The organism is Bartonella sp. AC158YNML, assembly GCF_042196725.1.
In the GTDB taxonomy this organism is placed as follows: Bacteria; Pseudomonadota; Alphaproteobacteria; order Rhizobiales; family Rhizobiaceae; genus Bartonella.
Genome location: NZ_JBHIQU010000010.1, coordinates 25,608 through 51,324, shown reverse-complemented (window position 1 = coordinate 51,324; position 25,717 = coordinate 25,608). Strand labels below are relative to the sequence as shown.

22 protein-coding genes and 1 tRNA gene are annotated in these 25,717 nt (G+C 36.5%); 7 read left to right on the top strand and 16 right to left on the bottom strand.

Translation table 11 applies throughout. The features are described from left to right. Positions 1-182: 182 nt before the first annotated feature. The 4 genes from ACFIM1_RS06755 to ACFIM1_RS06740 all read right to left on the bottom strand — a co-directional run bounded on the left by ACFIM1_RS06755 (position 183) and on the right by ACFIM1_RS06740 (position 3,455). A tRNA-Thr gene (locus tag ACFIM1_RS06755) sits at positions 183-255 on the bottom strand. A 204-nt stretch (positions 256-459) separates the two neighbouring features. Then, positions 460-1,818 carry an acetyl-CoA carboxylase biotin carboxylase subunit gene (gene accC, locus ACFIM1_RS06750; RefSeq protein ID WP_375609520.1) on the bottom strand — a complete coding sequence of 453 codons (1,359 nt, stop codon included), beginning with the start codon at positions 1,816-1,818 and terminating at the stop codon, positions 460-462. A 14-nt stretch (positions 1,819-1,832) separates the two neighbouring features. Continuing rightward, the gene (gene accB, locus ACFIM1_RS06745; protein WP_375606915.1) at positions 1,833-2,333 is read right to left on the bottom strand and encodes an acetyl-CoA carboxylase biotin carboxyl carrier protein; all 501 of its coding nucleotides are present in this window, start codon (positions 2,331-2,333) and stop codon (positions 1,833-1,835) included. 255 nt (positions 2,334-2,588) lie between these two features. After that, the gene (locus tag ACFIM1_RS06740) at positions 2,589-3,455 is read right to left on the bottom strand and encodes a DsbA family protein (protein WP_375609521.1); all 867 of its coding nucleotides are present in this window, start codon (positions 3,453-3,455) and stop codon (positions 2,589-2,591) included. A 341-nt stretch (positions 3,456-3,796) separates the two neighbouring features. Here ACFIM1_RS06740 and glpD point away from each other — a divergent pair, with 341 nt between their 5' ends. The 3 genes from glpD (at position 3,797) to cobT (ending at position 8,259) form a co-directional block, all read left to right on the top strand. Beyond that, positions 3,797-5,326: a glycerol-3-phosphate dehydrogenase gene (gene glpD / locus ACFIM1_RS06735; protein ID WP_375609522.1), complete on the top strand. Its 1,530-nt coding sequence runs from the start codon at positions 3,797-3,799 to the stop codon at positions 5,324-5,326. A 561-nt stretch (positions 5,327-5,887) separates the two neighbouring features. Beyond that, positions 5,888-6,868, top strand: a complete 981-nt coding sequence (dusA, locus tag ACFIM1_RS06730) for a tRNA dihydrouridine(20/20a) synthase DusA (protein WP_375609523.1) — start codon at positions 5,888-5,890, stop codon at positions 6,866-6,868. A 383-nt stretch (positions 6,869-7,251) separates the two neighbouring features. Beyond that, positions 7,252-8,259, top strand: a complete 1,008-nt coding sequence (cobT, locus tag ACFIM1_RS06725; RefSeq protein WP_375609524.1) for a nicotinate-nucleotide--dimethylbenzimidazole phosphoribosyltransferase — start codon at positions 7,252-7,254, stop codon at positions 8,257-8,259. Positions 8,260-8,287: 28 nt separating this feature from the next. Here cobT and ACFIM1_RS06720 read toward each other — a convergent pair whose 3' ends face one another. The 7 genes from ACFIM1_RS06720 to topA all read right to left on the bottom strand — a co-directional run bounded on the left by ACFIM1_RS06720 (position 8,288) and on the right by topA (position 17,016). Continuing rightward, complete coding sequence (locus ACFIM1_RS06720; protein ID WP_375609525.1) at positions 8,288-8,779, bottom strand: Lrp/AsnC family transcriptional regulator; 492 nt, start codon at positions 8,777-8,779, stop codon at positions 8,288-8,290. A gap of 21 nt (positions 8,780-8,800) precedes the next feature. Further along, entirely contained in the window at positions 8,801-9,430 is a 630-nt protein-coding gene (locus tag ACFIM1_RS06715) for a uracil-DNA glycosylase family protein (RefSeq protein ID WP_375609526.1), read from the bottom strand. 28 nt (positions 9,431-9,458) lie between these two features. Continuing rightward, positions 9,459-10,022: a thermonuclease family protein gene (locus ACFIM1_RS06710; RefSeq protein WP_375609527.1), complete on the bottom strand. Its 564-nt coding sequence runs from the start codon at positions 10,020-10,022 to the stop codon at positions 9,459-9,461. A 330-nt stretch (positions 10,023-10,352) separates the two neighbouring features. Further along, the gene (rpmG, locus tag ACFIM1_RS06705; protein ID WP_004864083.1) at positions 10,353-10,520 is read right to left on the bottom strand and encodes a 50S ribosomal protein L33; all 168 of its coding nucleotides are present in this window, start codon (positions 10,518-10,520) and stop codon (positions 10,353-10,355) included. A 102-nt stretch (positions 10,521-10,622) separates the two neighbouring features. After that, positions 10,623-11,795, bottom strand: coding sequence for an MFS transporter (locus ACFIM1_RS06700; RefSeq protein WP_375609528.1), 1,173 nt, complete (start codon positions 11,793-11,795; stop codon positions 10,623-10,625). A gap of 367 nt (positions 11,796-12,162) precedes the next feature. Beyond that, positions 12,163-14,439: a ribonuclease R gene (gene rnr / locus ACFIM1_RS06695; protein ID WP_375609529.1), complete on the bottom strand. Its 2,277-nt coding sequence runs from the start codon at positions 14,437-14,439 to the stop codon at positions 12,163-12,165. Positions 14,440-14,442: 3 nt separating this feature from the next. Then, a complete protein-coding gene (topA, locus tag ACFIM1_RS06690) occupies positions 14,443-17,016 on the bottom strand; it encodes a type I DNA topoisomerase (protein WP_375609530.1) in 2,574 nt (857 codons plus the stop codon). A gap of 264 nt (positions 17,017-17,280) precedes the next feature. Here topA and ACFIM1_RS06685 point away from each other — a divergent pair, with 264 nt between their 5' ends. Further along, positions 17,281-17,487: a hypothetical protein gene (locus ACFIM1_RS06685; protein ID WP_005773510.1), complete on the top strand. Its 207-nt coding sequence runs from the start codon at positions 17,281-17,283 to the stop codon at positions 17,485-17,487. On the opposite strand, the gene dprA is transcribed toward ACFIM1_RS06685, so the two are convergent. From dprA to ACFIM1_RS06665, 4 genes are read right to left on the bottom strand one after another with little or no spacing between them, the layout of a single operon-like run. Beyond that, positions 17,417-18,649, bottom strand: coding sequence for a DNA-processing protein DprA (gene dprA / locus ACFIM1_RS06680; RefSeq protein WP_375608347.1), 1,233 nt, complete (start codon positions 18,647-18,649; stop codon positions 17,417-17,419). The genes ACFIM1_RS06685 and dprA overlap by 71 nt on opposite strands. After that, the gene (gene plsY / locus ACFIM1_RS06675; protein ID WP_375606903.1) at positions 18,606-19,238 is read right to left on the bottom strand and encodes a glycerol-3-phosphate 1-O-acyltransferase PlsY; all 633 of its coding nucleotides are present in this window, start codon (positions 19,236-19,238) and stop codon (positions 18,606-18,608) included. The genes dprA and plsY overlap by 44 nt, the downstream gene beginning before the upstream one ends. Positions 19,239-19,249: 11 nt before the next feature. Further along, a complete protein-coding gene (locus ACFIM1_RS06670) occupies positions 19,250-20,551 on the bottom strand; it encodes a dihydroorotase (RefSeq protein ID WP_375606902.1) in 1,302 nt (433 codons plus the stop codon). Further along, positions 20,548-21,513: an aspartate carbamoyltransferase catalytic subunit gene (locus ACFIM1_RS06665; protein ID WP_375608348.1), complete on the bottom strand. Its 966-nt coding sequence runs from the start codon at positions 21,511-21,513 to the stop codon at positions 20,548-20,550. The genes ACFIM1_RS06670 and ACFIM1_RS06665 overlap by 4 nt, the downstream gene beginning before the upstream one ends. 125 nt (positions 21,514-21,638) lie before the next feature. Here ACFIM1_RS06665 and ACFIM1_RS06660 point away from each other — a divergent pair, with 125 nt between their 5' ends. Further along, complete coding sequence (locus ACFIM1_RS06660; RefSeq protein ID WP_375606900.1) at positions 21,639-23,258, top strand: acyl-CoA dehydrogenase family protein; 1,620 nt, start codon at positions 21,639-21,641, stop codon at positions 23,256-23,258. Here the strand turns inward: ACFIM1_RS06660 and ruvX are convergent. Beyond that, the gene (ruvX, locus tag ACFIM1_RS06655) at positions 23,243-23,722 is read right to left on the bottom strand and encodes a Holliday junction resolvase RuvX (protein WP_375606899.1); all 480 of its coding nucleotides are present in this window, start codon (positions 23,720-23,722) and stop codon (positions 23,243-23,245) included. The genes ACFIM1_RS06660 and ruvX overlap by 16 nt on opposite strands. Positions 23,723-23,869: 147 nt before the next feature. Between ruvX and gatC the strand changes: the two genes are divergently transcribed. Both gatC and gatA read left to right on the top strand, forming a co-directional pair. Further along, positions 23,870-24,157 (top strand): Asp-tRNA(Asn)/Glu-tRNA(Gln) amidotransferase subunit GatC, encoded by a 288-nt coding sequence (gatC, locus tag ACFIM1_RS06650; protein WP_375609531.1) that lies wholly within the window; start codon positions 23,870-23,872, stop codon positions 24,155-24,157. Between the two features lie 31 nt (positions 24,158-24,188). Further along, complete coding sequence (gatA, locus tag ACFIM1_RS06645) at positions 24,189-25,676, top strand: Asp-tRNA(Asn)/Glu-tRNA(Gln) amidotransferase subunit GatA (RefSeq protein ID WP_375609532.1); 1,488 nt, start codon at positions 24,189-24,191, stop codon at positions 25,674-25,676. The last annotated feature ends 41 nt before the right edge of the window (positions 25,677-25,717 follow it).

Sequence of the window (25,717 nt, the reverse complement as noted above, 5' to 3'; positions counted from 1 at the left end):
TTTAGAAGTTGAGACCCTTTGGACCTCTGGTTTTGCTAAAAAACCACCACAAAAAGAACTCTTGATTCGTAATAATTAGAGAGGCATGTTAAAAATCCTATTCCCTTAACTTTATTAAGGTATCCCTCACTTAAAAAAACATATGTAAAATCAATAAATTATTATTCAAATAAAAAAAACGGTGCCCCCAGAGAGACTCGAACTCCCGACCCCCTGATTACAAATCAGGTGCTCTACCAACTGAGCTATAAGGGCGTAACCATGTAGGAGTTAGCACAAACTAACAAAAAGGAAAACAGAAAATTATTAAATTTTATGCATATTAAAAGAAAACTATATAACAAATAAAAAATAATCAGCTCATTTCTTTTTTAACACTTTTTACAGCAACGTTGGAATTATCCTTATGTTAATATTTTATAGAACCTATGATGAAAATTCACTATTTCGCTATTGAACTTACGAATCTGAAGACATGGACTGATGAGCAAGGTATTTTTCTAGCCAGTGGATATTATAATTACCATCAGCAACATCTTGATTATTAATAAGATCGCGAAAAAGAGGTAGTGTAGTTTTTATTCCATCGACGACAAATTCATCTAAAGCACGCCGTAAACGCATCATACATTCTAAACGGGTACGTCCATGAACAATCAGCTTTCCAATCATGCTATCATAGTAAGGAGGAATACGATAACCTGAATAAGCGCCTGAATCAACACGAATCCCTAAACCTCCAGGTGTATGAAAATGTGTAATGGTTCCAGGTGATGGCGTAAAATTAATGGGATCTTCTGCATTAATACGGCATTCAATGGCATGACCAGAAAAACAGACTTCATCTTGTGTCACTGAAAGTTTACAGCCTGATGCAATATGGATTTGTTCGTGGACTAAATCTATACCTGTAATTGCTTCAGTTACAGGATGCTCGACTTGTAAACGTGTATTCATTTCAATAAAATAAAATTCACCATTTTCATAAAGAAATTCAATAGTACCAGCTCCACGATATCCAAGTTGGGCACAAGCATTTGCAACAATACTTCCAATTTTTTTCCGTTCAGTTTCATTAAGTGCAGGTGACGTAGCTTCTTCCCATACTTTTTGATGCCGTCGTTGAAGTGAACAATCGCGTTCTCCTAAATGAATAGCATTTCCCGCACCATCACCTATGACTTGAATTTCAATATGACGGGGTTTTTCTAAATATTTTTCTATGTAAACAGCGTCATCACCAAAAGCAGCTTTCGCTTCTGAACGCGTTGTCTTGAGAGCTATAGAAAATTCTTGTTCAGAATGAACGACTTTCATACCACGTCCGCCACCACCGGCAGAAGCTTTTATAATAACCGGATAACCAATTTCACGAGCAGTGCGTAAAGCATCTGATTCTTCATTAACTGCTCCATCTGAACCTGGAACTACAGGAATACCAAGTTTTTTGGCGGTTTTCTTTGCTTCGATTTTATCGCCCATGATTCGAATATGAGTAGCTGTTGGACCGATGAATGTAATATCATGGGCTTCTAGAACATCTGCAAATTTTGCATTTTCAGAAAGAAAGCCATAACCTGGATGAACAGCATCCGCTCCTGTAATTTCACAAGCAGCAATAATTTGCTGAATACTCAAATAAGAATCGCGAGCAGGAGGAGGGCCAATACAAACACTTTCGTCAGCAAGACGAACATGCATTGCATCTGCATCAGCGGTAGAGTGAACAGCCACGGTTTTTATGCCAAGTTCTTTACATGCACGTAAAACGCGAAGAGCAATTTCTCCTCGATTAGCAATGAGGATTTTTCGAATCATGGTTGCCCCTCGCTTTATTCAACAATAATAAGTGGTTCACCAAATTCAACAGGTTGACCATCTTTGACAAGAACAGTGGTTACCGTACCTGAGCGCGGTGATGAAATTTGATTCATTGTTTTCATGGCTTCAATAATAAGTAATGTCTCCCCTTCAGAAACATTTTGTCCTACTTCTACAAAAGGTTGTGCGCCTGGTGAAGGTGCAAGATAGGCTGTTCCAACCATTGGAGAGGTTATTGTGTTTTTTGATTTATCTTCTTGGATAGAGTGTATAGGAGATTCAGCTGTTGGAACTGGAGAAGATGTTACAGAAAAAGTAGGAGTAGAAACAGGAGCATAGATCGCTTGCTCGGAAGAAGTTGAGGTATTTTGGCGTGAGACACAAATACGAAGCTCCCCTTGTTCAACTTCAATGTTCGTTAAATTTGTATCATTCAAAATTTCAGCAAGATCACGAATAATGTTCGTATCAATTGCGGTATATTTTGCCAAATCCATTTTTTTTGTTGCCATTTTATTTCTAACTCCTTGATCAATGAAGATCGTCATTATTTCGTTTTATGACAGAATATCTCTAGATTAGGGATGATATCTTTTGAAGCTTTAAAGATATTTATTTCCTTTAAATTCATTATCTTTTGCAATTTTAAACTCGTATCTGCTTTACGCAAAATTGCATTTATAAGCCTGTTGTCAAAAAAGAGAAAGCATAAAATTACCTCATTTACAGTATTCTTCCTAAAACTAATCAGGTATAGAATAGGGTATTTACTGTGTATTATCTATCGCTTGTTTTAGAATATCTTGTCTGGCTGCGCCGATGAATATTTTATTACCAATGATATAAGAAGGTGTTCCCGTAATATGAAGTGTAGAGGCAATGTGAATATTTTCTTTAAAAGCTTTTTGCAGATTAGGGTCTTTTATTGCATTACGGAGTTTTTTTTCATCTGCTCCTAATGAAACAGCTATTTTTATAGCTTTAGCTTCATTTGCGCGCCCTTGATTCATTAAAAGCTTTTTATGAAACTGAGGATATTTTTCTGGAAATTGTTTTCGAAATGCGTAAGCAACGGTATGAGCCGCCATAGAATCAAATCCCAAAATCGGTAAATCCTTGATAATAACCCGTAGATCTGGATATTCTTTTATCAAGTCTTCTATATCTGAATAGGCACTTTTACAAAATCTGCAATTGTAATCAAAAAAATCAACAAGTATTTTTTTACCATTTGGATTCCCAAAAACAGCGTCATGAGGAGAGTGAAAAATTTCCTTTTCTAATAAATGAATAATTGAGCTTTGACTTTCGTCTTCATTTTGTTTTTCCAGCTTATCTTGAAGGATAAGCTGCATTTCAATCAAAACTTCTGGATGAGTAAGAAGATACTCTCTAACAATTTGTTGAATATGCTGAGAATCAGTATGCAGTGTCATTTTTTCTTTAAGCTTAGATAAAAAGCTAGAATCTTCTAAAAGTTGTGCTTTAAGTTTTTCTAAGCTTAAATAATTGGTTACTGTCTGCTGTGATGTTGCGTTTGATAAAGAAGGTAAAAAGGTTAAAATACTCAACATAACTGGGACTAAAATTTTTGAAACACGTGTTATTTTCGAGTTTTCAGGTTGATGAGTCATCTATATACCTTTACATTTTCTATTGTGTCATTGAGTAAACTATATGAAAAGCGTTCTCTATGTGCAATAAAGCATTTAGCTATAGTATGTATTCTCAAATGATAAAAAACATTAATTTTTCTCTAAAAAGCTTTCATATGATGTACATTTACAAAGATTATATTGCCTACAGGATAAAAAATCCTCTCTTTAATTTGTCAAATGTTGTTTTGATGTATAAGGGTATCAAAAGCTTTTTGTGCGTATTTATTTTAGGAAAAAGTACGTTAATAATACAATGAAGAACACTTGTATTATTTTTTCCTGTTGCTTTATTGAGGACTGAGAAACAAAATTAAATAATGAAAAGTGAAATTATGAAAACCACAACACATTATGAGCTGTTTATCATTGGGGGAGGGATAAACGGATGTGGATTGGCAAGAGATGCAGCTGGACGCGGTTTTAAAGTAGGATTAGCTGAAATGAAAGATCTTGCATCAGGGACTTCAAGTGCATCAACAAAACTTATTCACGGTGGTCTTCGTTATCTTGAACATTATGAGTTCAAACTTGTTCGTGAAGCACTCAAAGAACGCGAGATCATTTTACGCATAGCTCCACATATTGTACGTCCTTTACGTTTTCTTCTTCCTTATCATAAAGAATTGCGCCCTGCTTGGATATTGCGTTTTGGACTTTTTATTTATGATTATTTAGGGAGCTGGAATCAGAAATTGTGGCGCAGTAAAACGATTAATTTTTCAAAAAAGTTTTGCTCTACACTGAAAAAAGAATATCAGAGAGGTTTTGAATATTCTGATGCAAGAGTAGATGATGCGCGTTTAGTCATTGCCAATGCTCGTGATGCAGAAAAGTGGGGAGCTGATATAAAAGTACGGACAAAAGTTCTATCTTTAAAAAGAGAAGACAAAAAATGGCGTATCTTTCTTCAAGACAAGTTAAGCGGTAAAGAATATAATGTCACTGCTTCTTATGTCGCGAATATGACAGGACCTTGGATTGATCATGTTTTGGCAAGCGTATTAGACTGTAAAGAACATACACCAATACGGCTTGTTAGAGGTTCTCATATTTTGGTTCCCAAGCTTTATACTCATGATCGTGCTTATATTTTTCAAAATGGTGATGAGCGTATTATATTTGCTATTCCATATCAAGAAGAGTTTACCTTGCTTGGAACAACAGATTGTAACTATCAGGGAGATCCAGCTGATGTTCATATTACTGATACAGAAATTAACTATCTCTGCACAGCAGCCAGTGAATATTTCATACAACCAGTATTACCTGAAACGATTGTCTGGTCTTACTCTGGAGTTCGTCCACTCTATGATGATGGAGCTTCAAAAGCACAAGAAATTACGCGCGATTATGTTTTAAGAGAAATGGGAACAGGAAGTGCACCAAAGATTCTTAATCTTTATGGTGGAAAGATCACAACTTATCGTAAGTTGGCTGAAGATGCAATGAAATTTGTTGAAAAAGCACTTGGTAAAAAGGGAGCGTCATGGACAGCTAATGCAACACTTCCAGGGGGTAATTTTCACTATAATAAATTAGATATAATTGAAAATAAAATTGCTCTTTTGACGCCAGATTTAGATGCCTTTACACACCGCAGACTTGCACGCTCCTACGGTACAGAAGCATTAGTGATATTTGCAAATGGTAAGGCGGATAGAGGAAAAAATTTTGGACATGGGCTTTATGAAGTAGAAGTAAAATGGTTAATGGAAAAAGAATGGGCTAAAGCATGTGAAGATGTGTTATGGCGTCGTTCAAAACTTGGTCTCCTATTTAATGAACAAGAAGTTGATACCCTTTCTTCCTATATGCAAAATAAACAAGAGATTGAACAACGTTTATGATCATTTCATTTTACAGATTTTATCTGTAATATTGTAAAATATTTTTCTTCAAGAGATATTGATATAAGGTACATTCACACATGTTAAAAAATAATGCTTGTCTACGCCCTCATTTTAGTTGTTTGTTTGCAACAACCATACAATGGAAAAATTAGTTTGAAGATTTAGAGTGAAATTTGTCTATCTTATACAGTAAAATCCCCAAATAACTCATTGAGAAAAAGTGATTTATAATCAGATTCGTATGAATAAGAAGTTTTGTTCTTTTCTTAAGGAGGAGATAAAATACTTTCTATAGTGTTTTGTGTACAATAAATTGGGAAATTCTAAAGGAAATTAAGCCTATCATAAAATTGTATAATATACCTGAACACTAATCTATAAGAAATGCAAAATTGTGTTTTATCATGATTGATTGTAGTAAGCCTTGATATCAATTAAAAATAATGAGCTGTTATTATACTCATGATAGTATAAGAGAATAAAACTTTCTGCAAACTAAAAGTAAGAATTTTTTTATGTATAAAGAGAGAGCTATAGGGACATGAGAGTAATACCCTCATGATATTTTACAACCTTCCATCACCTGTAAAATTTGCAGTAGCACCAATGTTGGACTGGACAGACCGACATTGCAGATTCTTTTATCGTCTTTTAACGAAAAAAACACTCCTTTATACGGAAATGGTGGTAGCAGATGCTGTCATTTATGGTGTTCGCGAACAATTGTTGGCTTTTAGCGACAAAGAACGTCCAGTTGCATTACAATTAGGGGGGGCAGATCCGAAAAAGTTAGCAGAAGCCGCACGAATTGCTGAGGATTTTGGCTACAACGAAATAAATCTCAATGTTGGTTGCCCATCAAATCGTGTTCAAGCAGGAGTATTTGGAGCTTGTTTGATGTTACATCCAGACATTGTAGCAAATGCTGTGGAAGCGATGAAACGAGTGGTTACGATACCTGTAACTGTTAAATGTCGGATTGGAGTGGATGAACAAGATGAAGAATTAGCATTAGATCTTTTGGCTAATCAGGTTTGGAATGCTGGATGTGATGCACTCTGGATCCATGCTCGCAAGGCATGGCTACAAGGATTAAGTCCGAAAGAAAATCGCAATATTCCGCCCCTTAATTATGAAAGGGTTTATAAATTAAAACGTAAATATCCTCATAAATTCATTGGAATAAATGGTGGAATTAAATCTATTGATGAGATCAAACAGCACTTGATTTTCTGTGATGCTGTGATGGTTGGTCGCCAAGTTTATCATGATCCAACTTTGTTAAAATATATTGATTTTGAACTCTATGGTGAGTCGCAGAATAATTTGAGTGAGAGTGATCTTATTGAGATTATGTGTGATTATGCGGCTCGACATATTGCATCGGGGGGGCGGCTTTCTCATGTGACGCGTCACATGATTGGTTTATTTCATGGGCGGGGTGGGGCGCGTCGATGGCGGCAAATATTATCAAATGATGCGACAAAACCAAATGCAGATATATATATTTTGAAAGAAGCTTTTCATGCTCTCATTTAATAACAGCCTGACAATTAACCTATGTTAAAGTTAAGATCTTTTGCTCTTTGATTGCTTTGCGATGATTTTGATGACTTTAATTTTAATAAATTTTTAAAAGCTTATAACTTCTGTTATAGAAAGAATATTAGGATTTATATATTAAATAACATGCGGATTGCTCCTATTTATTAGAAGAATAGGTTAAGGGTATCGTGTAAAGATAGTAATAAGATATTGAATCTTGCATGTTCGTTATCTAGTTAGAAAATAGAATATAAAAAACATTGTTTTTAGAATAGTTAACGTTTTTAAAGCACTATTAAAAAAAACAATAAATTATTCATATCCTGTATATATGACGTGATTTTCATTAAACATTGTAGATTTTAAAAGGTATCCTCATGACTGCTAGTCCATTTGATGATTTTCGTGCTTTGCTTACAAATTTACCTGTTGCTGATGAATTTTCTATAATTTTGGCAAAAAAAAGGCAAAAAAACTTAACAAAAGCGCAAAGAGCATTAGGGAAACTGGGAGATATTGCTGTTTGGTATGCAGGGTGGAGGGGTACAGAAAAACCTATCGTAACGCGACCTTTGGTCGCTATTTTTTCTGGAAACCACGGTATCGTAGAAGAAAATGTTACACCATTTCCACAGTCTATGACACAAAGGATGGTACAAAATTTTGCATCTGGCGGTGCTGCTATCAACCAAATTTGTATCGCTTATGATCTGGGATTAAAAATTTTTGATTTAGCATTGGAATATCCAACAATGAATATTACCAAGGATGCTGCAATGGACGAGAGAAGTGCAGCTGCTACAATGGCATTTGGAATGGAATCCATTGCTGGTGGAACAGATCTTTTATGTATTGGTGAAATGGGGATTGGAAACACAATAATAGCTTCAGCTTTATGTTTAGCATTGTTTGGTGGAGACGTTGAAGAGTGGACAGGACATGATATGGAATCGGAGGGTGATTTTTATCAGCGTAAAATAGCAGCGGTTAATGCAGCAGTTTCCTTGCATAAGGAGCATTTAAATGATCCTTTTGAGATAATGCGTCGCTTAGGAGGGCGTGAAATTGCTGCTATGGTTGGTGCTATTTTAGCGGCAAGAATGGAAAAGATACCCGTTATTTTAGATGGTTTTGTGGCAACAGCAGCGGCAGCGATCCTTTATAAAATGCATCCAAAAGCTCTTGATCATACTCTTGTTGGACATGTTTCTTCTGAAAAAGTCCATCGTAAACTTTTACAAAAAATTGGCAAAGAACCACTTCTAGATTTTGGAATGCGTCTTGGTGAAGGAACAGGAGCAGCTATAGCAGCTGGAATTGTCAAAGCTGCTGTTTTAACTCATGCACAAATGGCGGTTTTGGAACAAGAAAGTTTGAATACTTAAAAGATGATGAGACGGATATAAAAAACGCTTAAGAGTTGTGCTCATTTACCTTTTCATGTAATTTAATATAATTCAGCGGAAGCTCCGTTGTATATTTAATCTGTTCCATTGCGAAAGAAGATGAGACATCACGGATATCAATTTTAGAAATTAATTTTTTATAAAAAAGATCATAAGCTTCAATATTGGGAACAACAACACGCAATAAATAGTCAATATCTCCACTCATTCGATAAAATTCAATGACTTCACGGAATTCTTGCACAATTTTTGAAAAACGCTTAAACCATTCATGACTATGTGTATTTGTGCGAATAGACACAAAAACAGTGACGTGTGCGTTTACTTTTTCTGGAGAAAGAACAGCAACACGACGTTGAATGACGCCATCTTCTTCAAGTTTTTGAATCCTACGCCAGCAAGGAGTGGTCGAAAGTCCCACTTTTTTAGCAATATCAGCAACAGAAAGTGTCGCATTTTCTTGCAAAAGATGTAAAATTTTTCGGTCAAGACGATCCATATTTCTTCTCAATATTTTAATTTATAAAAATTTACGCACTAAACGACGCAGATATACAATAAGCTCATCGTTAAACCATGGATTTTTCTGTAACCAAGAAGTATTTCGCCATGACGGATGAGGCAAAGGCATAACATTATAGCCTCGAGGTTGAGGAATGGAAAGAATATTTCTCCAATCACCAACAGTTGCAGAAACGGTTTTATGTTTTAATTCTGTAATGTGCCACTTTTGCGCATAACGACCAATGGCAAAAACAAGCTTTATTTGAGGCATTGCCTGAAATATCTTTTCATGCCATATTTCTCGACATTCACATCTTGGTGGTAAATCAGCTTTATTTTTGTCATAACCTGGAAAACAAAATCCCATAGGAACAATAGCAAAGAGAGATTTATTATAAAATTCTTCTTTTGTAACACCCAGCCAATTACGCAATCTTTCGCCGGAACGATCATTAAAAGGGATAGAAGTTTCATGAACACGCAATCCTGGTGCTTGGCCTGCAATTGCAATCGAAGCGGTATCGGATAAATAAACGACAGGGTTTGGTTCATGAGGAAGAGGAGGAAAATAATGGGGTTGTTGGACGCAAACACGACAGGAATAGATCTCTTTTTCAAGTTTGATAATTGGGCTACATTGTTTCATTAGTAAATAAAATTAAAAAATATTTTTCTTATTCTGTGCGAGGATTTGCTTTGCGCCATTCTTTTGGTCGTTGAAAACTTGATGCCCATATTCCTTTCTTTTTCCTTCTCGCTTCTTGCTCTTCTTTGGGGTATTCATAATAATTTACAGCCCAACCATTATGTACAAGTGTTGCGTTGATATTGCTAACTTGTTTTGTTTTACATGTTGCAAGAATACGGCGATATTTATCTGTTTTTTGCCAGTGACATATAACAGTTTGATTTTTTAATAATTGTTCTAAATATTTCTTTGCCTCAAGCCCACAAGGGTAGCGTGCTTCCTTTTTTCCACAAAATTGGTGGAGTTCAGGAGCATCAATTCCAGCTAGTCGAATCTTAATTGAAGAAATCATAATGGTATCGCCATCAATGATTAAAGCATTTCCTTTAACAGAGTTTTGAGAAGAAAATTTTTCTTTTTGAGGCAACAGCTGAGTTTTCTTAAAGTAAGTTGACATAATGATAAGAATGCTGGCAGCGACAAAAATACTGAAACCGATAACTTTTAGATTAAAGATTCTTAGATTAAAATGAGAAAAAGATTTTTTCATGAAATAAAGAAACTGCTAACATTACTATAACTCTATTTTAGTATTGTTTATAATTCATCCGAGAAGCTTTATTCATATGACGAAACAATGTCTCGTTTTAATGACAAAATTTTCGTTAAATATCACAATAATCAAATACTCATGCAGAATATATGTAAGCAACTTAAATAATAAATCAACTTAATCCAAATCCGTACAAAACATACAAAGTTTAAAGTAAACTTTTTAAACTTAAGCAAATAAAAAAAAACCTCAAAAAATAACTTTGAAGAGCAATACTCCCACATTTCTTTTGGAGTATAAAATCTATCAATTCAATAATAATTTTATTTATTTAATTTTTGTTTCTTTAAATTCAACGTGCTTTTTTACAACTGGATCATATTTACGCTTGCTCATTTTATCTGTCATTGTGCGGCTGTTTTTCTTTGTTACATAGAAAAAACCAGTATCTGCAGTTGATAAAAGCTTGATCTTAATGGTTGCTGCTTTAGCCATAATGTAAATACCCTATTTATACTGAAAAAATATTATTGCTTTCAAAACTTATTTCCGACATCATCAGATTTTCCGGCAACACTACGGATGTTCTCAAAAAAGTCAAGAGCTGATTAATTTTCTCATCAGTTGGATAAATACCAAAATGACATATAAACCGAAAAAAACAGCCATAGCTATTGAAAAACCAAAAGGATTAAAAATATCCATGGATTTTCCAATAAAGGTTGGCCCGATGAGCATACCAATTCCATAGCAAAAAATAAAGGCAGAATTAGCAGCAGCAAGTTCTTGGCCCTTAAGACGTGCTCCTAGATGTGCCAGAGCAATTGTATAAAGGCTAGCTGATACACCACCAAGAAGGAACAGATCAAGCATTAGAACCCATGGATATTGAGTGATCCATGGTACCATAAAAGTTCCCACAAGACCTAGGATAGCACAACTTATTAGTGGATAACGTCGATCTTTGGCATAGTCGCTTATAATGCTGATAGGAATTAAGAGCAAAACATTCCCAAGTGCAAGCGTTGCCATAAAGTGTGCTGCTTCATGCTCATTATAGCCAATGGATAAAGTAAAGGGTGTTATAAGAGTTAATGCGCCCATTTGAATAGCACCGTAAACAAACACTGCCATCATGGCACTTGGAACATGAAAAAGATAACGAAAAAATGGCGTATATTGGCTTTTTTGAAATTCTGGACTTAATTTCCAAGCCGCAAGAATTGGGATAACAGCAAGTATAATAAGGCTATAGCCAACAGCAAAAGGAATAAAGCCTTGTGTTCCCACTTTTGCTAGCAACGTTGGACCTACCGCAAACCCTAATCCTAAAACAATAGCATAAATGGAAAGGATCAAGCCACGTTTTTTAGGGGGAGCACAACTGTTGATCCAAAACTCTGACAGGATAAACATAACTGTCATAGTGAAATGTAATATAAACCTTAAAATGAACCAAACCCATAAGGGGTCGAAAAAATAGAATCCTAAAAAACTTAAAGATCCTATAGCCATCATAAGCAATATTGTTTGAGAAATGCCTAAGCATAAGGCGATTCGAGACGTAAAAATAGCTGCAATAATTGTGGCGATTCCACCAACAGTTCCACTATAGCCGATCGTACTGTTGGAAAGTCCTTTTTCTGCCATAAGAAAAGAGACAAGTTGTGTTCCCATTCCCAATGCTGTTCCAACGGTACCAATGGTTGCAATAGCTGCAATAATGGCACGCAAAGAATTATTTTGAGAGTCAAAAGCTTTTTTTTTCATGAGAATGACTTAAGATACTTTTGTTTATTCGAATAATAAAAAGGTGTGCTGAAATGAAAAAAGCCCAAGCTCTCTTTTGCAGATTTTCTCACCTATTAAGTATAAAAAACTCGCAAGATTTTTATAAAATTACTATATTTATAAAATAAATTACATACCTTTATATACTAAATAAAACAATAAAAATAATATAAATACTACATATTATAGGTCTTTTCTTATCTTGAAGTCATTATTATTTCATAATTTATATGCTTTTAAAGAGAGAAACAAGAGGTTTAATTATTTTTAATAAAGATTTTTAGACTTTAAAATAAAAAATAATACAACGAAAATTATAAAAATGTTTTTTACTTTTTATTTTTAATTAATTTTTTCTTTTCCCATAAAAAGTATATTTTTGTTTTTTTAATTTGTTTTTATGGTAGGATGTCGGTGAAAATTTTATTGGACGAGGTTTTGTTAAGAGTTCAAAGCATAAAGCGCCAGCGAAAGGTTGTACAGTTATAAGTTTTACTTCTACAATATCACTGAGTTGATAGCCTTTATGGCTACGCTGTCCTACAAGAACATGTTGTGCTTCATCAAAATGATAATAATCATTTTTAAGTGTAGAAATATGGACAAAACCATCTGTATTGAGTTTATCAAGTGAGATAAAAAGACCTGCTTTTGTAACTCCGGAAATGCGACCTGTAAAAATACGACCGATTTTATTCGTTAAATAGTGAGCAACAAGCCGATCAATCGTTTCTCTTTCAGCCATCATTGCACGGCGTTCGTATAAAGAAATTTGCGTAGCAATTTCTGCAAGATTTTGTTCTTGTGTCTCTGTTAATTGATCATTTCCTAATTTGAGAGCTTTAATGAGTGCTCGATGAATAATGAGATCAGCATAACGACGGATTGGTGATGTAAAATGTGTATAGTTCTGCAAGTTCAAACCAAAATGGCCACTATTTTTAGGGTTATACTCTGCTTGTGATTGTGAACGCAAAATAACTTGATTGACTAGTTCTTGTTGTTGAGTATGAGCGACCTTTTCTAAAATTCTATTAAGACGTGCTGATGTCAGTTCTGCACTTCGAGCGAGTGATATTCCTAAACTTTGAAGAAAATTCCGCAATATTTCTTGCTTGGCAAGAGAGGGTTTCTCATGAATACGGTAGATGAGGGGCTGATGATGTTCTTTTAAGGTTTCAGAAGCTGCAATATTTGCTTGTATCATAAACTCTTCAATCAAACGATGTGCTTCTAGATGTTCTTCACTCACAACATCTTGGATGCATCCATTTTGATCAAGAATAATCTTTTTTTCTGTTATTTCTAATTCTAGTGGTTGTCGAAGATTTCGCGCAGCTTTAAGGCATGCATAGGCTTCCCATAAGGGGTGTAAGATATTCTCAAGTAAAGGTGCATTTTTTTCATTGATATGTTCTTTTCTTGCCAATTGCACTTCTTGATAAGAAAATTTAGCTCTTACCCGCATCATAATACGATGAAAACTATGTTTTCGTTTATTACCGTTTGCATCAAAAATCATACGAACTGCTAAAGCTGGCCGTTCTTTTCCTTCACGTAGAGAACATAAATCATGAGAAAGGCGTTCAGGCAGCATTGGCACAACAGTATCGGGAAAATAAACAGAATTTCCGCGTTTCAATGCTTCTTTATCTAAAGCACTTCCTGTTTTGATATAGTAAGAAACATCTGCAATGGCCACAACAATAATCCAGCCACCATTATTTGCAGGATCCTTATCCTTGGTTGCATAAACTGCATCATCATGGTCTTTTGCATCTGGTGGATCAATTGTAATAAAGGGTAATTGTCGCCAATCTTCACGATTATCCATATTGGCAGCTTTGATATGTTTGGCTTGCTCAAGAACACTTTCAGGAAAAATATAAGGAATTCCTTTCGAAAGAAGCGCTATCATTGAGAGTGTTTTCTCACTCTTAATGTGTCCTAAAACATTCTTTATTTTTGCGCTCTTTAATCCGTAACCAGTATTTTTTTTTATTTCGACTTCAACGAGATCACCCGTTTTAATCTTCATTTCTGGAGACATTTCAACAATAAGTTCATTGGTTTTGCGGTCTATAGGATCAAGGCGCCATTGATTATTTTCCAATTTTCGTACAATAGCAAATGCGCTTTTGGGAAATACATCAATTTTACGAATAATTCGTCCCGTATAAGGATGGCTTGAGCTTTCAGAATTTTTATTTCGAAAAACTTTTACAAGAATATGATCTCCAACACCAATATTACTTCCTTTTATGTGATGAAAAGAGTGTATTTCAATATTGGGCTTTGGAGAATCTTCCCATTCAAGAGGTTGTGCAATAAAACTTCCATCTTTATCACGTCCGCTAATTTTTACTAAAGTAACAGGAGGTAATTTTCCTTTGTTTATTGCTCTTTTGCGGTGTTTAGATATAAGATTTTGATCCTTCAACTCACGTAACATATCTCTAAGCAAAATACGAGAATCACCTTTTAAGTTAAAAGCTTTGGCGATTTCTCGTTTACTTGAGTGGTTAGGATTCTCAATTATAAAGGACAGGATTGCTTCCTTATTGGGAAAAGTTTTCCCCTTGAATGAAGAGAGGTATTTTATGTTTTTTTCACCTTTAGCCAAAATTTATATCTCTTTTATTTTTGCTTTTGTTTTAGAAGAAGCTCTTTTTGAAGTTGTTTTTTTACTCGATGCTTTAGCCGATATAAGTTCTAGTGCCTCTGGAAGTGTTACACTAATGGGATCTTTATCTTTTGGCAATGTTGCATTAATTTTACCCCAATTGACATAAGGACCATAACGCCCGTTGCGCACGGTAATGGTTCCTCCTTCGGGATGCTCTCCTAATGTTGCCAATGCTTCAGGTGTTGTTCTGCTTTGCCTGGTTTTGTTTTCTTGTTGTTCTGCTAATACTGTAACAGCGCGATTGATACCAATATCAAAAACTTCATCTACATGAAGAAGGCGCGCAGATTTTCCGTTATGGCTAAGATAGGGACCATATCGTCCAATCGTAGCCGTGATTGTTTTTCCGGTTTCAGGATGAATGCCAATTTCACGGGGAAGGGATAGTAAAGCCAAGGCTTTATCAAGGGTTACATTTTCTGCCTGCCATTCTTTTGGTAGTCCTGCACGCTTAACTTCTTTGCTTTCACCAAGTTGAATATAGGGACCAAAGCGGCCATTACGAAGAGAGATCTCTTTTCCTGTTTCAGGGTCAATACCAAGTATAACAAGTTCATCATTGCGTATAGCTTCATTCTCTTCTCCAGTATCTGTACCAAGTTGGCGTGTGTATTTACATTCGGGATAATTGGAACAACCAACAAAAGCACCATAACGACCAAGTTTTAATGATAATTGACCATTTTTACAAAGAGGACAGGAACGAACATCACTTCCATCTTCGCGTTCAGGAAAAGCGAGAGGTGCTAATGTTACATTTAAAACATCAAGGACATTGGCTATACGGAGTTCTTGAATATTGCTAACGGATGCATTAAATCCATCCCAAAAATCCCGTAATACGTCTTTCCAAGAAAGTTTGCCATCAGATATAAGATCCAGCTTTTCTTCAAGATCTGCTGTGAAACCATATTCTACATAGCGATTAAAGAAATTTTCAAGAAAGGCTGTAACAATACGTCCCTTAGCATCGGGAATAAGCTTTCGTTTATCAATGACAATATATCCACGGTCACACAATGTCGCCAATGTGGATGCATAAGTTGAAGGACGACCAATTCCTAACTCTTCAAGCTTTTTAATTAATGAAGCTTCAGAATAGCGTGACGGGGGCTCTGTAGTATGTTGTACAGATTCAACTTTCTCTTTTGTAAGTGATTCACCAATGTTTATTTGTGGTAAACGTGTTGATTCATTTTCTTCATTATTTTCTTCGTCTCGTTGATCCGTGTAGACGGAAATAAAGCCATCAAAGCGAATAACAGATCCTGTTGCTCGTAGATTTGCATGGTTTTCTCCTTGTTGTGCTTCAATTTCAACAGTTGTACGTTCAATTTCAGCAGAGCGCATTTGGCTGGCAATAGCACGCTTCCATATTAGCTCATAGAGCTTTGCTTGATCGCTATCGAGAAAATTACGGACTTGACTAGGATTGCGTTGAAAATCTGTTGGACGGATCGCTTCGTGTGCTTCCTGTGCATTTTTTGCCTTTGTTGAATAAAAACGTGGCTTTTCAGGAATATAGTCTTTTCCGAAAGTTTCATGAATAACTTTTCTTGCTGAATCAATAGCCTCAGGTGCTATTTGCACACCATCGGTACGCATATAAGTAATAAGCCCTGCCGTTTCACCGTTAATTTCAATGCCTTCATAAAGCTTTTGGGCAATTTGCATAGTGCGAGAAGCTGAAAATCCTAATTTTGAAGAAGCTGCTTGTTGTAGTGTGGAGGTTGTAAATGGAGGAAAAGGATTTCTCTTTGTAGGTTTTGCTTCAACACTGAGTGTATGGTATTGGGCTTGCTCCAACATAAAGCGAATTTGGTCTGCTTGTTCTTGAGATTGAATATCAAGCTTGCCTATTTTTCTTTGATTAAACATTGTCAATCTTGCTTGGAAACTATCATTTCGGATGGTTTTTAACTGTGTTGTAATGGACCAATAATCTTCTTTGATAAAATGTTCTATTTCTGATTCACGATCACAAATAATACGCAAAGCAACCGATTGAACGCGTCCTGCTGAACGCGCACCAGGAAGTTTACGCCATAAAACAGGTGAAAGTGTAAAACCAACGAGATAATCAAGAGCACGACGCGCAAGATAAGCATCTACAAGCGATGTATCAATATCACGTGGATTGTTCATAGCATCAAGCACAGACTTTTTGGTGATGGCATTGAAGACAACTCTTTTAATAGGTTTATCTTTTAAAACTTTTTTTTGACGGAGAACATCCAGAATATGCCATGAAATAGCTTCCCCTTCACGATCAGGGTCTGTTGCTAATATAAGGCTATCGGCTTCTTTAACGGCTTTTGCTATTTCATTTAAACGTTTAGCGGCAGCAGAATCTATATCCCATTTCATAGAAAAATCTTGATCCGGTAAAACAGAACCATCTTTTGCAGGCAAATCACGAACATGTCCAAATGATGCGACAACTTTGTATTGAGACCCAAGATATTTATTAATTGTTTTTGCTTTTGCTGGAGATTCAACGATAACGATATTCATAATTTTACCCAAATATTGAAATAAAAATTTTTTTATAAACGCCTTTCACGCGAATAGCTAATGCCAATTACTTAAGAGCACATAAAAAAATATTAGCCATATAAAAAACATGAATATTGTACAACTTATGATTGTCATTATTAGAGTACACCCTATATAGAATTACACGATTTATTTTCCACTGTTATTACAAAAACATACGGCGAAATACTAAAATAACGTCTATTGAGAGGTAGGAGGGGAAATGCTCAAGGATAGAGGATTATGTTTATAAATCATTTAAAAGTTATCCAATATATTACAGACATGTCAAAGCAAATGAATCAGATGGCGCGTCAGGCGCACAGTCCGCTTTTAGCATTGCTTTTGGATATGGTTGCCAAAGAAGGGCAAAGCATTATTAATAGTGCTGAGGCTCTTGGGGAAGATCAAGATTCGACAATGACACACAACCACCAGAGTGTCGAATAAGCTTTCCAGCAAGGTCGAGTTCTACCAACAAGAGGTAGAGAGCTGGGAGTGAAACACCTGAGTGGATACTGAGTGTGTCTAAATCGATTGGCGTTGTTGAAAGAGCGGAGAGAACTGCTGCGCGTGCTGCATCATCATCTGCTAAAGAGAGGCTGTTGTTTTTTTTATCTGCTAAATTAAAATTCTCCTTTTCAAGTTGTAAAGAGGATGGTTCCTCAAAAAAATTGAGTTGGGAATTTGGAAGCGGTGAAATTAATGGCGTAAGTGTTTCTATGATGTCAGAAGGATGTGTGGTGAGTAGAGCTCCGTCTTTGATAAGATTGTTGGTACCAACAGATCTTGGATCAAGTGGAGAACCGGGAATGGCAAAAATTAACCGTCCCATTTCAGCTGCTTGACGTGCGGTAATTAAGGACCCTGAGCGCAGGGCTGCCTCTACAACCAAGAGACCAAGTGACAAAGCTGCAATAATACGGTTTCTTCTTGGAAAATCGATAGCACGCGGCTGCCAAGAAATGGGCATTTCGCTGATGATGGCTCCACCGTTGGCAATAATATCTTCATGCAACTTTTTATTTTCAGGAGGATAGATATGATCAATTCCTCCAGCCATGACTGCAACAGTTCCTGTTTTTAAACTTGCTTGATGCGCAACACTATCAATTCCACGAGCAAGCCCAGAAATTGTTACAAAGTCTGCTTCTCCGAGAAAACGCGCAAATTGAGCCGTAAGCTTTTTTCCCGCAGCTGAAGCATTTCGAGAACCTATAATTCCAATAGAAGTTTTTTGAAAAATTGCAACATTACCTTTGATAGCAATAAGCGGCGGAGGGGCTTCTGTAACCTTAAGAAAAGCTGGATAATCTGGTTCTCCTATACCGATAAACCGGACATCTAATCTTTCAGCTTCTTGCATTTCTTTTTCTGCATCTTCTAAGCTTGCTATTTTAATAGATACAGAACCACCACCTTTTCTACTAAGCTCTGACAGCGCTGCCAGAGCATTTTCTGCTGTTTTATAATGATCAATGAGATTGCGAAAACTAACAGCTCCAATATTTTCACTGCGCAATAACCGTAACCAGCTTAGACGTTGACGATCAGTAAGCAGGATTCCTTTATTTATCTCCGTTTTTCGTACCAATCTTATTTTCTTCCCCAATTAATAATCTACCGATATTTGCATAATGTTTTATGAAAACAAATATGCTCATCATAATCAGCATACAACAGAAATAAGAAGCGGAAAAATAAAAAACAAATACCGGTGTGATCGTAACAGCAATAAGCGCAGATAATGAAGAATAACGCATGAGAAGAAAAATCGCACTCCATACAATAATAAAAATAATTGCTGCAGGCCAATAGATTCCTAAGCACACCCCTAGATAGGTAGCAACACCTTTGCCGCCTTTAAATTTAAGCCATACGGGGAAAAGATGTCCTAAGAAAACAAAAAAGCCTGCTAGAGAAATAAGAATACTATTGTCTAGCGGATCACTAAAAAATTTTGTAACGAAAACAACGATAGTTCCTTTTAACATATCACAAAGAAGTGTTAGAGCAGCAAGCTTTTTATTTCCTGTTCGTAAAACATTTGTTGCTCCAATATTGCCGGAACCGATTGTTCTTATATCACCAAATTTGAACAATTTCGTAAAAAGAAGCCCAAATGGAATCGAGCCAATGAGATAAGATATGAGGAAAATAAACCATGGAGTGAACTGAAAAAATATTTCTGCTTCATTCATTAAGAATCTCATTAAGTTTGTTGATCAAGTTTAAAAACGTTTTTCCCTTTCACAAAAGTCTGGAGCACGCGTCCTTGAAAACGTGCATTCTCAAAAGGGGTATTTTTTGAATGTGAATAGAGCTTCTCTTTTGAAACAACCCATGGTTCTTCAAGATCAACCACAATAAGGTCTGCATGAGTACCTTTTTTGAGTGTTCCTGCATTGAGTCCAAAGAGCTTTGCAGGCGCCGTTGACAAAAGTTCCGTTATCCGTAGAAGAGATAAGCTCTCATCATGATAGAGGCGTAAAGCTGCGCTCAATAAGGTCTCCATACCAATAGCGCCAACTGCCGCGTCATTAAATGGTAAATGTTTTTTGTCAATACTCTGAGGATCATGAGAAGAAACAACAACATCTATAGTCCCATCCTTTATTGCTTCAATCATTGCTATACGGTCTTCTTCTGTACGCAATGGGGGCATTAAGCGAAAAGAGGTGCGATATTCACCAATGTCATTTTCATTGAAAGATAAATGATTAATAGATACACCCGCTGAAATTTTCTCACTGCGTTTTTTACCTAAACGAAGTGCATCAGCAGAGAGTGCTGTCGATATTTGAGCAGCATGATAGCGTGTTTGCGTTAATACTGCTAATCGCAGATCTCTTTCAAGTGGGATAACTTCTGCTTCGCGTGGGATGCCAGAAAGACCAAGCCAACTGGCAAGCAGTCCTTCATTCATCACACCTTGCCCTGTAAGATCTTTATCTTGCGTTTCATGCATCAATGGAACATCAAAATCGCGTGCATAACTCATTGCCCGTCGCATAACAGATGAATTTTGAAGTGTTTTTTTTCCTTCACTAAAAGCAACAGCCCCTGCATCCTTGAGCAAACCAAATTCAGTTATTTCTTGTCCATTGAAACCTTGTGTGATGGCAGCAACAGGATAAATATTGACCGATGACATTTCCTGTGCTGTATGCGTAATAAATTTAATCAGAGCAATATTATCAATGACTGGGTGCGTGTCTGGCATCATCAAAAAGGAAGTAATACCACCTGCTGCGGCCGCTTGACTTGCTGATGCAATTGTTTCACAATGTTCATTCCCTAATTCTCCAACAAAAACGCGCGCATCAACAAGTCCAGGGAGAATTGCTTTGTTTTGTGCGTTAATAACTTCTGCTTCTTCAGGAAATCCTTGATTCAGAGCTTCTTTTCCAGCGGCTATAATTCGTCCATTTTCAATAATAACTGTACCAATTTCATCGATTGCGCGCGAAGGATCAATAATACGAGCATTTTGAAAAACAACTGGTTTTATCATTTTTTTTCTCCACTGATCTTTGCGCGTGAATCTAATAGAGCCTCCATGACAGCCATACGCACTGCAATTCCCATTTCTACTTGTGTATGAATCATACTTTGTGGTCCATCTGCTATATCGGATGCAATCTCCACACCACGGTTTATTGGTCCAGGGTGCAGAATAATAGAATCATTTTTGGCATAGGCTAAATTTTCTTTATGTAAGCCAAAATAATGGAAATATTCACGCGTAGAAGGAATAAAAGATCCTGTCATCCGTTCATGCTGTAAGCGCAACATCATGATAACGTCAGCATTTTTAAGACCTTCTTTCATCGTGTTAAAAACCTCAACACTCATATGAGCGATTTCTGCGGGTAAGAGTGTTGAAGGAGCAACAGCACGAACACGAGCACCCAAAGCATTGAGACACAGGATATTGGAACGGGCAACACGTGAGTGTAAGATATCTCCGCAAATCGCAACAGTTAATCCTTCAATACGACCTTTTGTCCTTTTAATGGTTAGAGCATCTAATAAAGCTTGGGTTGGATGTTCATGAGCACCATCACCTGCATTAATAACACAACAATCAACTTTTTGTGCTAATAAAGCTGCCGCTCCTGCACTGTTATGGCGAAAAACCAGTATATCTGGCTTCATCGCATTGAGAGTTATAGCTGTATCAAGTAATGTTTCTCCTTTTTTTACAGATGAGTTGCCGATCGCAAGACTCATCACGTGTGCACCTAGCCTTTTACCCGCTAATTCAAAAGAAGATTGTGTTCGCGTAGAGGCTTCAAAAAAGAGATTAATTTGAGTCCGTCCATGCAAAGTAGATTTTATTTTATCAATTTTGTTAGAAAGGATAACATTTGCTTCTGCACGATCAAGCAATGTATTAAGATCTTGTACACTTAGATCTTTAATAGCTAAAAGATGTTGATGAGGGAAAAGTGGAAAAAAATTATCTTGCATCATAGCATTCTTCTTTATCTCTCTCTAAACAGGTTAAACAAGCATTTGTTTGAATATGATAAATGTTTCTTAACTCTAAAAAGACAAATAGTCTATGATATGAATGATTTGAATGTAGGAATATACCTATGAGTGCTGTATCTGCGCAAAATACTCGTCGAAAAAATACATTTCTTAGCGATACGCTTATGTTTCGTATTGCTTCTACTTTGCCTAAGTTTTTGTTAGCAAGTTTTGAAGAAATAGGGGATTTTGCCGCGAGTCGAGAAGCATGGAAACTTTCTTGCTTAGCGAATCATTATAAGCCTTTACTATGCTATAATGATGAATGGGGGCAACCAACAGAAAGATTAGAGATCCATTCTTCCTATCAAGCTCTTCAACAATATTCTAGACAAGCAGGTTTGGTTACCTCGCTTTGGGAAAATACGAGCTCAGAAAATGGAGTACGCTATCAAGCGCGTGCGATTCGTTTAGCTTTATCTGCTGGTTTAGAAACAGGACATTTGAATGAAGTTATCATAACGAGTGCAGCTATTGCTGTTTTAATTAGTGATATTGAGCTCTTCAAAAAATGGCAACATGTCCTTTTATCACGCCAATATGATTCCTCATCAAAGCCTATTCATCATAAAAAGGCTGCTTCTCTAACTTGTGCATTTGACGATATTGAAAAATACGCTTTCAATTTTCCAAGTGTTAAGAAAATTTCTTTCGATGAAAGTATGGAACGTGATCTATATCGTTTAAATGTTGTAAAAACCAACGTTATTAATCCTACCGCTGACGGATATCTTGTTAGTGCAGATTTAGATGGTCATTTAAGTTGTTTTTTTATTCCACGCATACAAGAAAATGGCGCATTAAATGGATCTATATCGATTCGTCATTTAATTCAGCGTTCTGGAGAACTTTTAACACCAGAGGGGGTTGTCGACTTCCAAGGCAGTTATGGCTGGCTTTTGGGAAATGCTGGAGAAGGGCTTAAAGTTATTAAAGATATCGAGACGATGATGCGTTTCGATCAATCTGTCATATCGGCAGGTGTTTTACGAGCGGCTCTTCAATTTGGTATGGATTTTTTCCGGAAAAAAATGCCCAATCAGCCTTTACCTCCACTGACAGAACGTATTTTTGCAGATATTGCATTAGATATAGCTGCCTCACAAGCATTGGTTTTGCGTTTAGCAAGAGCATTTGACAATGCAGCAAATGACCGTTCTGAAGCAGCTTTTGCCCGCATTATGACACCTATTATTGCTTATCATGTAAGTCAATTGGTTGTGCCTATTATTGGTGAAATTATTGCACAACTTGGTATTGAAAGTTTTATAGAGAATAATCCATTATCACAAATGTTGCATAATGGGCCTGCGCGAATTGTGAGAAATAGTTCTGCTAATCAATTGGTAAAGGATGCCATTCTTATTGGTGAAAAAGCACCGGGATTGTTTCAGAAATTGTTGGAAAAAATTGCTCTTGATATTGGACCAGCGGGACCCCGAGCAATTGAAATTATTAAATCAGCAGGTGATATGGCATCAGCAAATGAAGGTGCAGGAAGATTTTTTGTTGAACAAGTAGCTTATGCAGCAGCAGCAGCAGCATTACGTTCTACGGACATAGAACATGTTGCGAATGCCTATATGGAAAGCCGCCTTGGGGGACAATGGAGATCTTCTTACGGGATGCTCATTGCGCGATATAATGCAGGGCATTTGCTCAATGTCCTCTATCCTTCCATATGATGAAAGTTTTGAATTCTATTGAGAGCACCTTGCAATATAAAAGCGGCGGCTGCCGAATCAATACGGCTTACTCTTTTAGCGCGCGATACATTCATTTCTAAAAGAGACCGTTCTGCAGCAATTGTTGATAAACGTTCGTCCCAAAAAACAAATGGAATTTTTGTATAAGCTTTCATATTGCTCACAAAAGCTCTGGTTGCTTGAACACGAGAGCCACTGCTTCCATTCATGTTAAGAGGTAAACCAATGATAATAACACCTACATTTTCACGGTCAAAAATTTTAATAAGTGTGTAAGCATCTTCTGTAAATTTTTTTCGCTGTAATACAGGACGCGGATTTGAGACAATCAACCCCCTATCAGAAATCGCAATTCCGATCGTTTTTGTCCCTAAATCTAAGCCTGCTATCGTTTGTCTAGGCAAAAGATGTGTTATAACTTCATCTATATTAATAACAGTCATAAAGGTATAATACGTTTTTTAATGTTTCAGATCTATAGTTATATTCTTTATTCATGTTATCTAATATTCTTGCACTTACAAGTGCAGCCTTGTATAGCCAGAATAAAGATCAATAAATAAACAAAAAAGCAGAAAGGCGTAAAGAGTATGTCTATTGATCAAGAGACAGTCAAGCGGATAGCACATTTAGCAAGGATTGCTCTCCACGATGATGAGATAGAACCTGTGACAAAAAAATTCAATGCTATTTTAGGTTTTGTAGAGCAATTGAATGAAGTTGATGTCAGTGGAGTTGAGCCATTAACTTCTGTGATGCCGATGACTCTACGAATGCGTGAAGATAGTGTTACAGATGGCGATAAAGCAGCAGATATTGTAGCCAATGCCCCTGTTACAGAAGAAAATTTTTTTCTTGTCTCAAAAATTGTTGAGTAACTTTTTATATTTTTGAAATTTGAGAACCAATATGACTGATTTAACAACTCTCACAATTGCGCAAGCTCGTGATGCTTTAATAAAGAAAAATCTCAAAGCAACAGAATTAACGGAAGCTTATTTACAAGCAATAGAATCAGCTAATCCAATTTTGAATGCTTATGTAACAATAACGGCAGAACAGGCAATGAAAATGGCTGCTGAATCAGACAGTCGCTTAGCGAGAGGGCAGGAAGGGCTTTTGGAAGGAATTCCCTTGGGGATTAAAGATCTTTTTGCAACCTATGGTGTTCATACTCAAGCCTGTTCAAATATCCTTGATGGTTTTAAACCGCACTATGAATCAACTGTCACGGCTAATTTATGGCAAGATGGTGCTGTGATGTTAGGAAAACTTAATATGGATGAGTTTGCTATGGGCTCATCCAACGAAACATCATATTATGGTCCCGTTATTAGTCCATGGAGAAAAAAAGGCTCAAATGAAAAACTCGTACCCGGTGGTTCTTCGGGGGGATCCGCAGCCGCTGTTGCGGCACAAATTTGTGCTGGTGCAACTGCAACCGATACAGGTGGCTCAATACGTCAACCCGCAGCTTTTACTGGAACTGTAGGAATAAAGCCAACTTATGGACGTTGTTCGCGATGGGGCGTTGTTGCGTTTGCTTCATCTCTTGATCAAGCTGGACCTGTTGCTAGAGATGTTCGTGATTGTGCTATTTTACTAAGATCAATGGCCTCTTTTGATGAAAAAGATTCTACTTCCGTCAATTTACCAGTTCCTGATTATGAAAGTTATCTTGGTCAATCAATCAAAGGAATGAAAATCGGTATTCCAAAAGAATATCATGTAGATGGAATGTCTCCAGAAATTATTGAGCTTTGGCAAAAAGGAATAAATTGGTTAAAAGAAGCCGGTGCTGAGATTAAAGATATTTCTTTGCCCCATACAAAATATGCTCTACCTTCTTATTACATTATCGCTCCTGCAGAAGCCTCTTCTAATTTAGCGCGTTATGATGGTGTGCGTTTTGGTTTGCGCATGCCTGGAAAAGACATCATTGAGATGTATGAAAATACGCGTTCTGTTGGTTTTGGAGATGAAGTCAAACGGCGCATTCTAGTTGGAACTTATGTTCTTTCATCTGGGTATTATGATGCCTGTTATTTAAGAGCTCAAAAAGTAAGAACACTCGTAAAGCGTGATTTTGACCAATGTTTTGTTTCAGGCATTGATGCTATTTTGACACCAGCAACACCAACACCTGCTTTTGGTATTGCTGATGAAAAAATAAAAAATGATGCTGTCGCAATGTATCTTAATGATATTTTTACGGTACCAGTTAATATGGCTGGTTTACCAGGAATTTCTGTTCCTGCTGGTCTGTCATCAAATGGTTTACCGTTAGGACTGCAATTGATTGGTAAACCTTTTTCTGAGGAAGTTATTTTTCAGATAGCGCACATTATTGAACAAGCAGCAGGAGTATACTGTGCAGAAAAATGGTGGATATCATAGTTAAGCGCAAAAAAGCATTTCTCATTAAATAGAGAGATGCT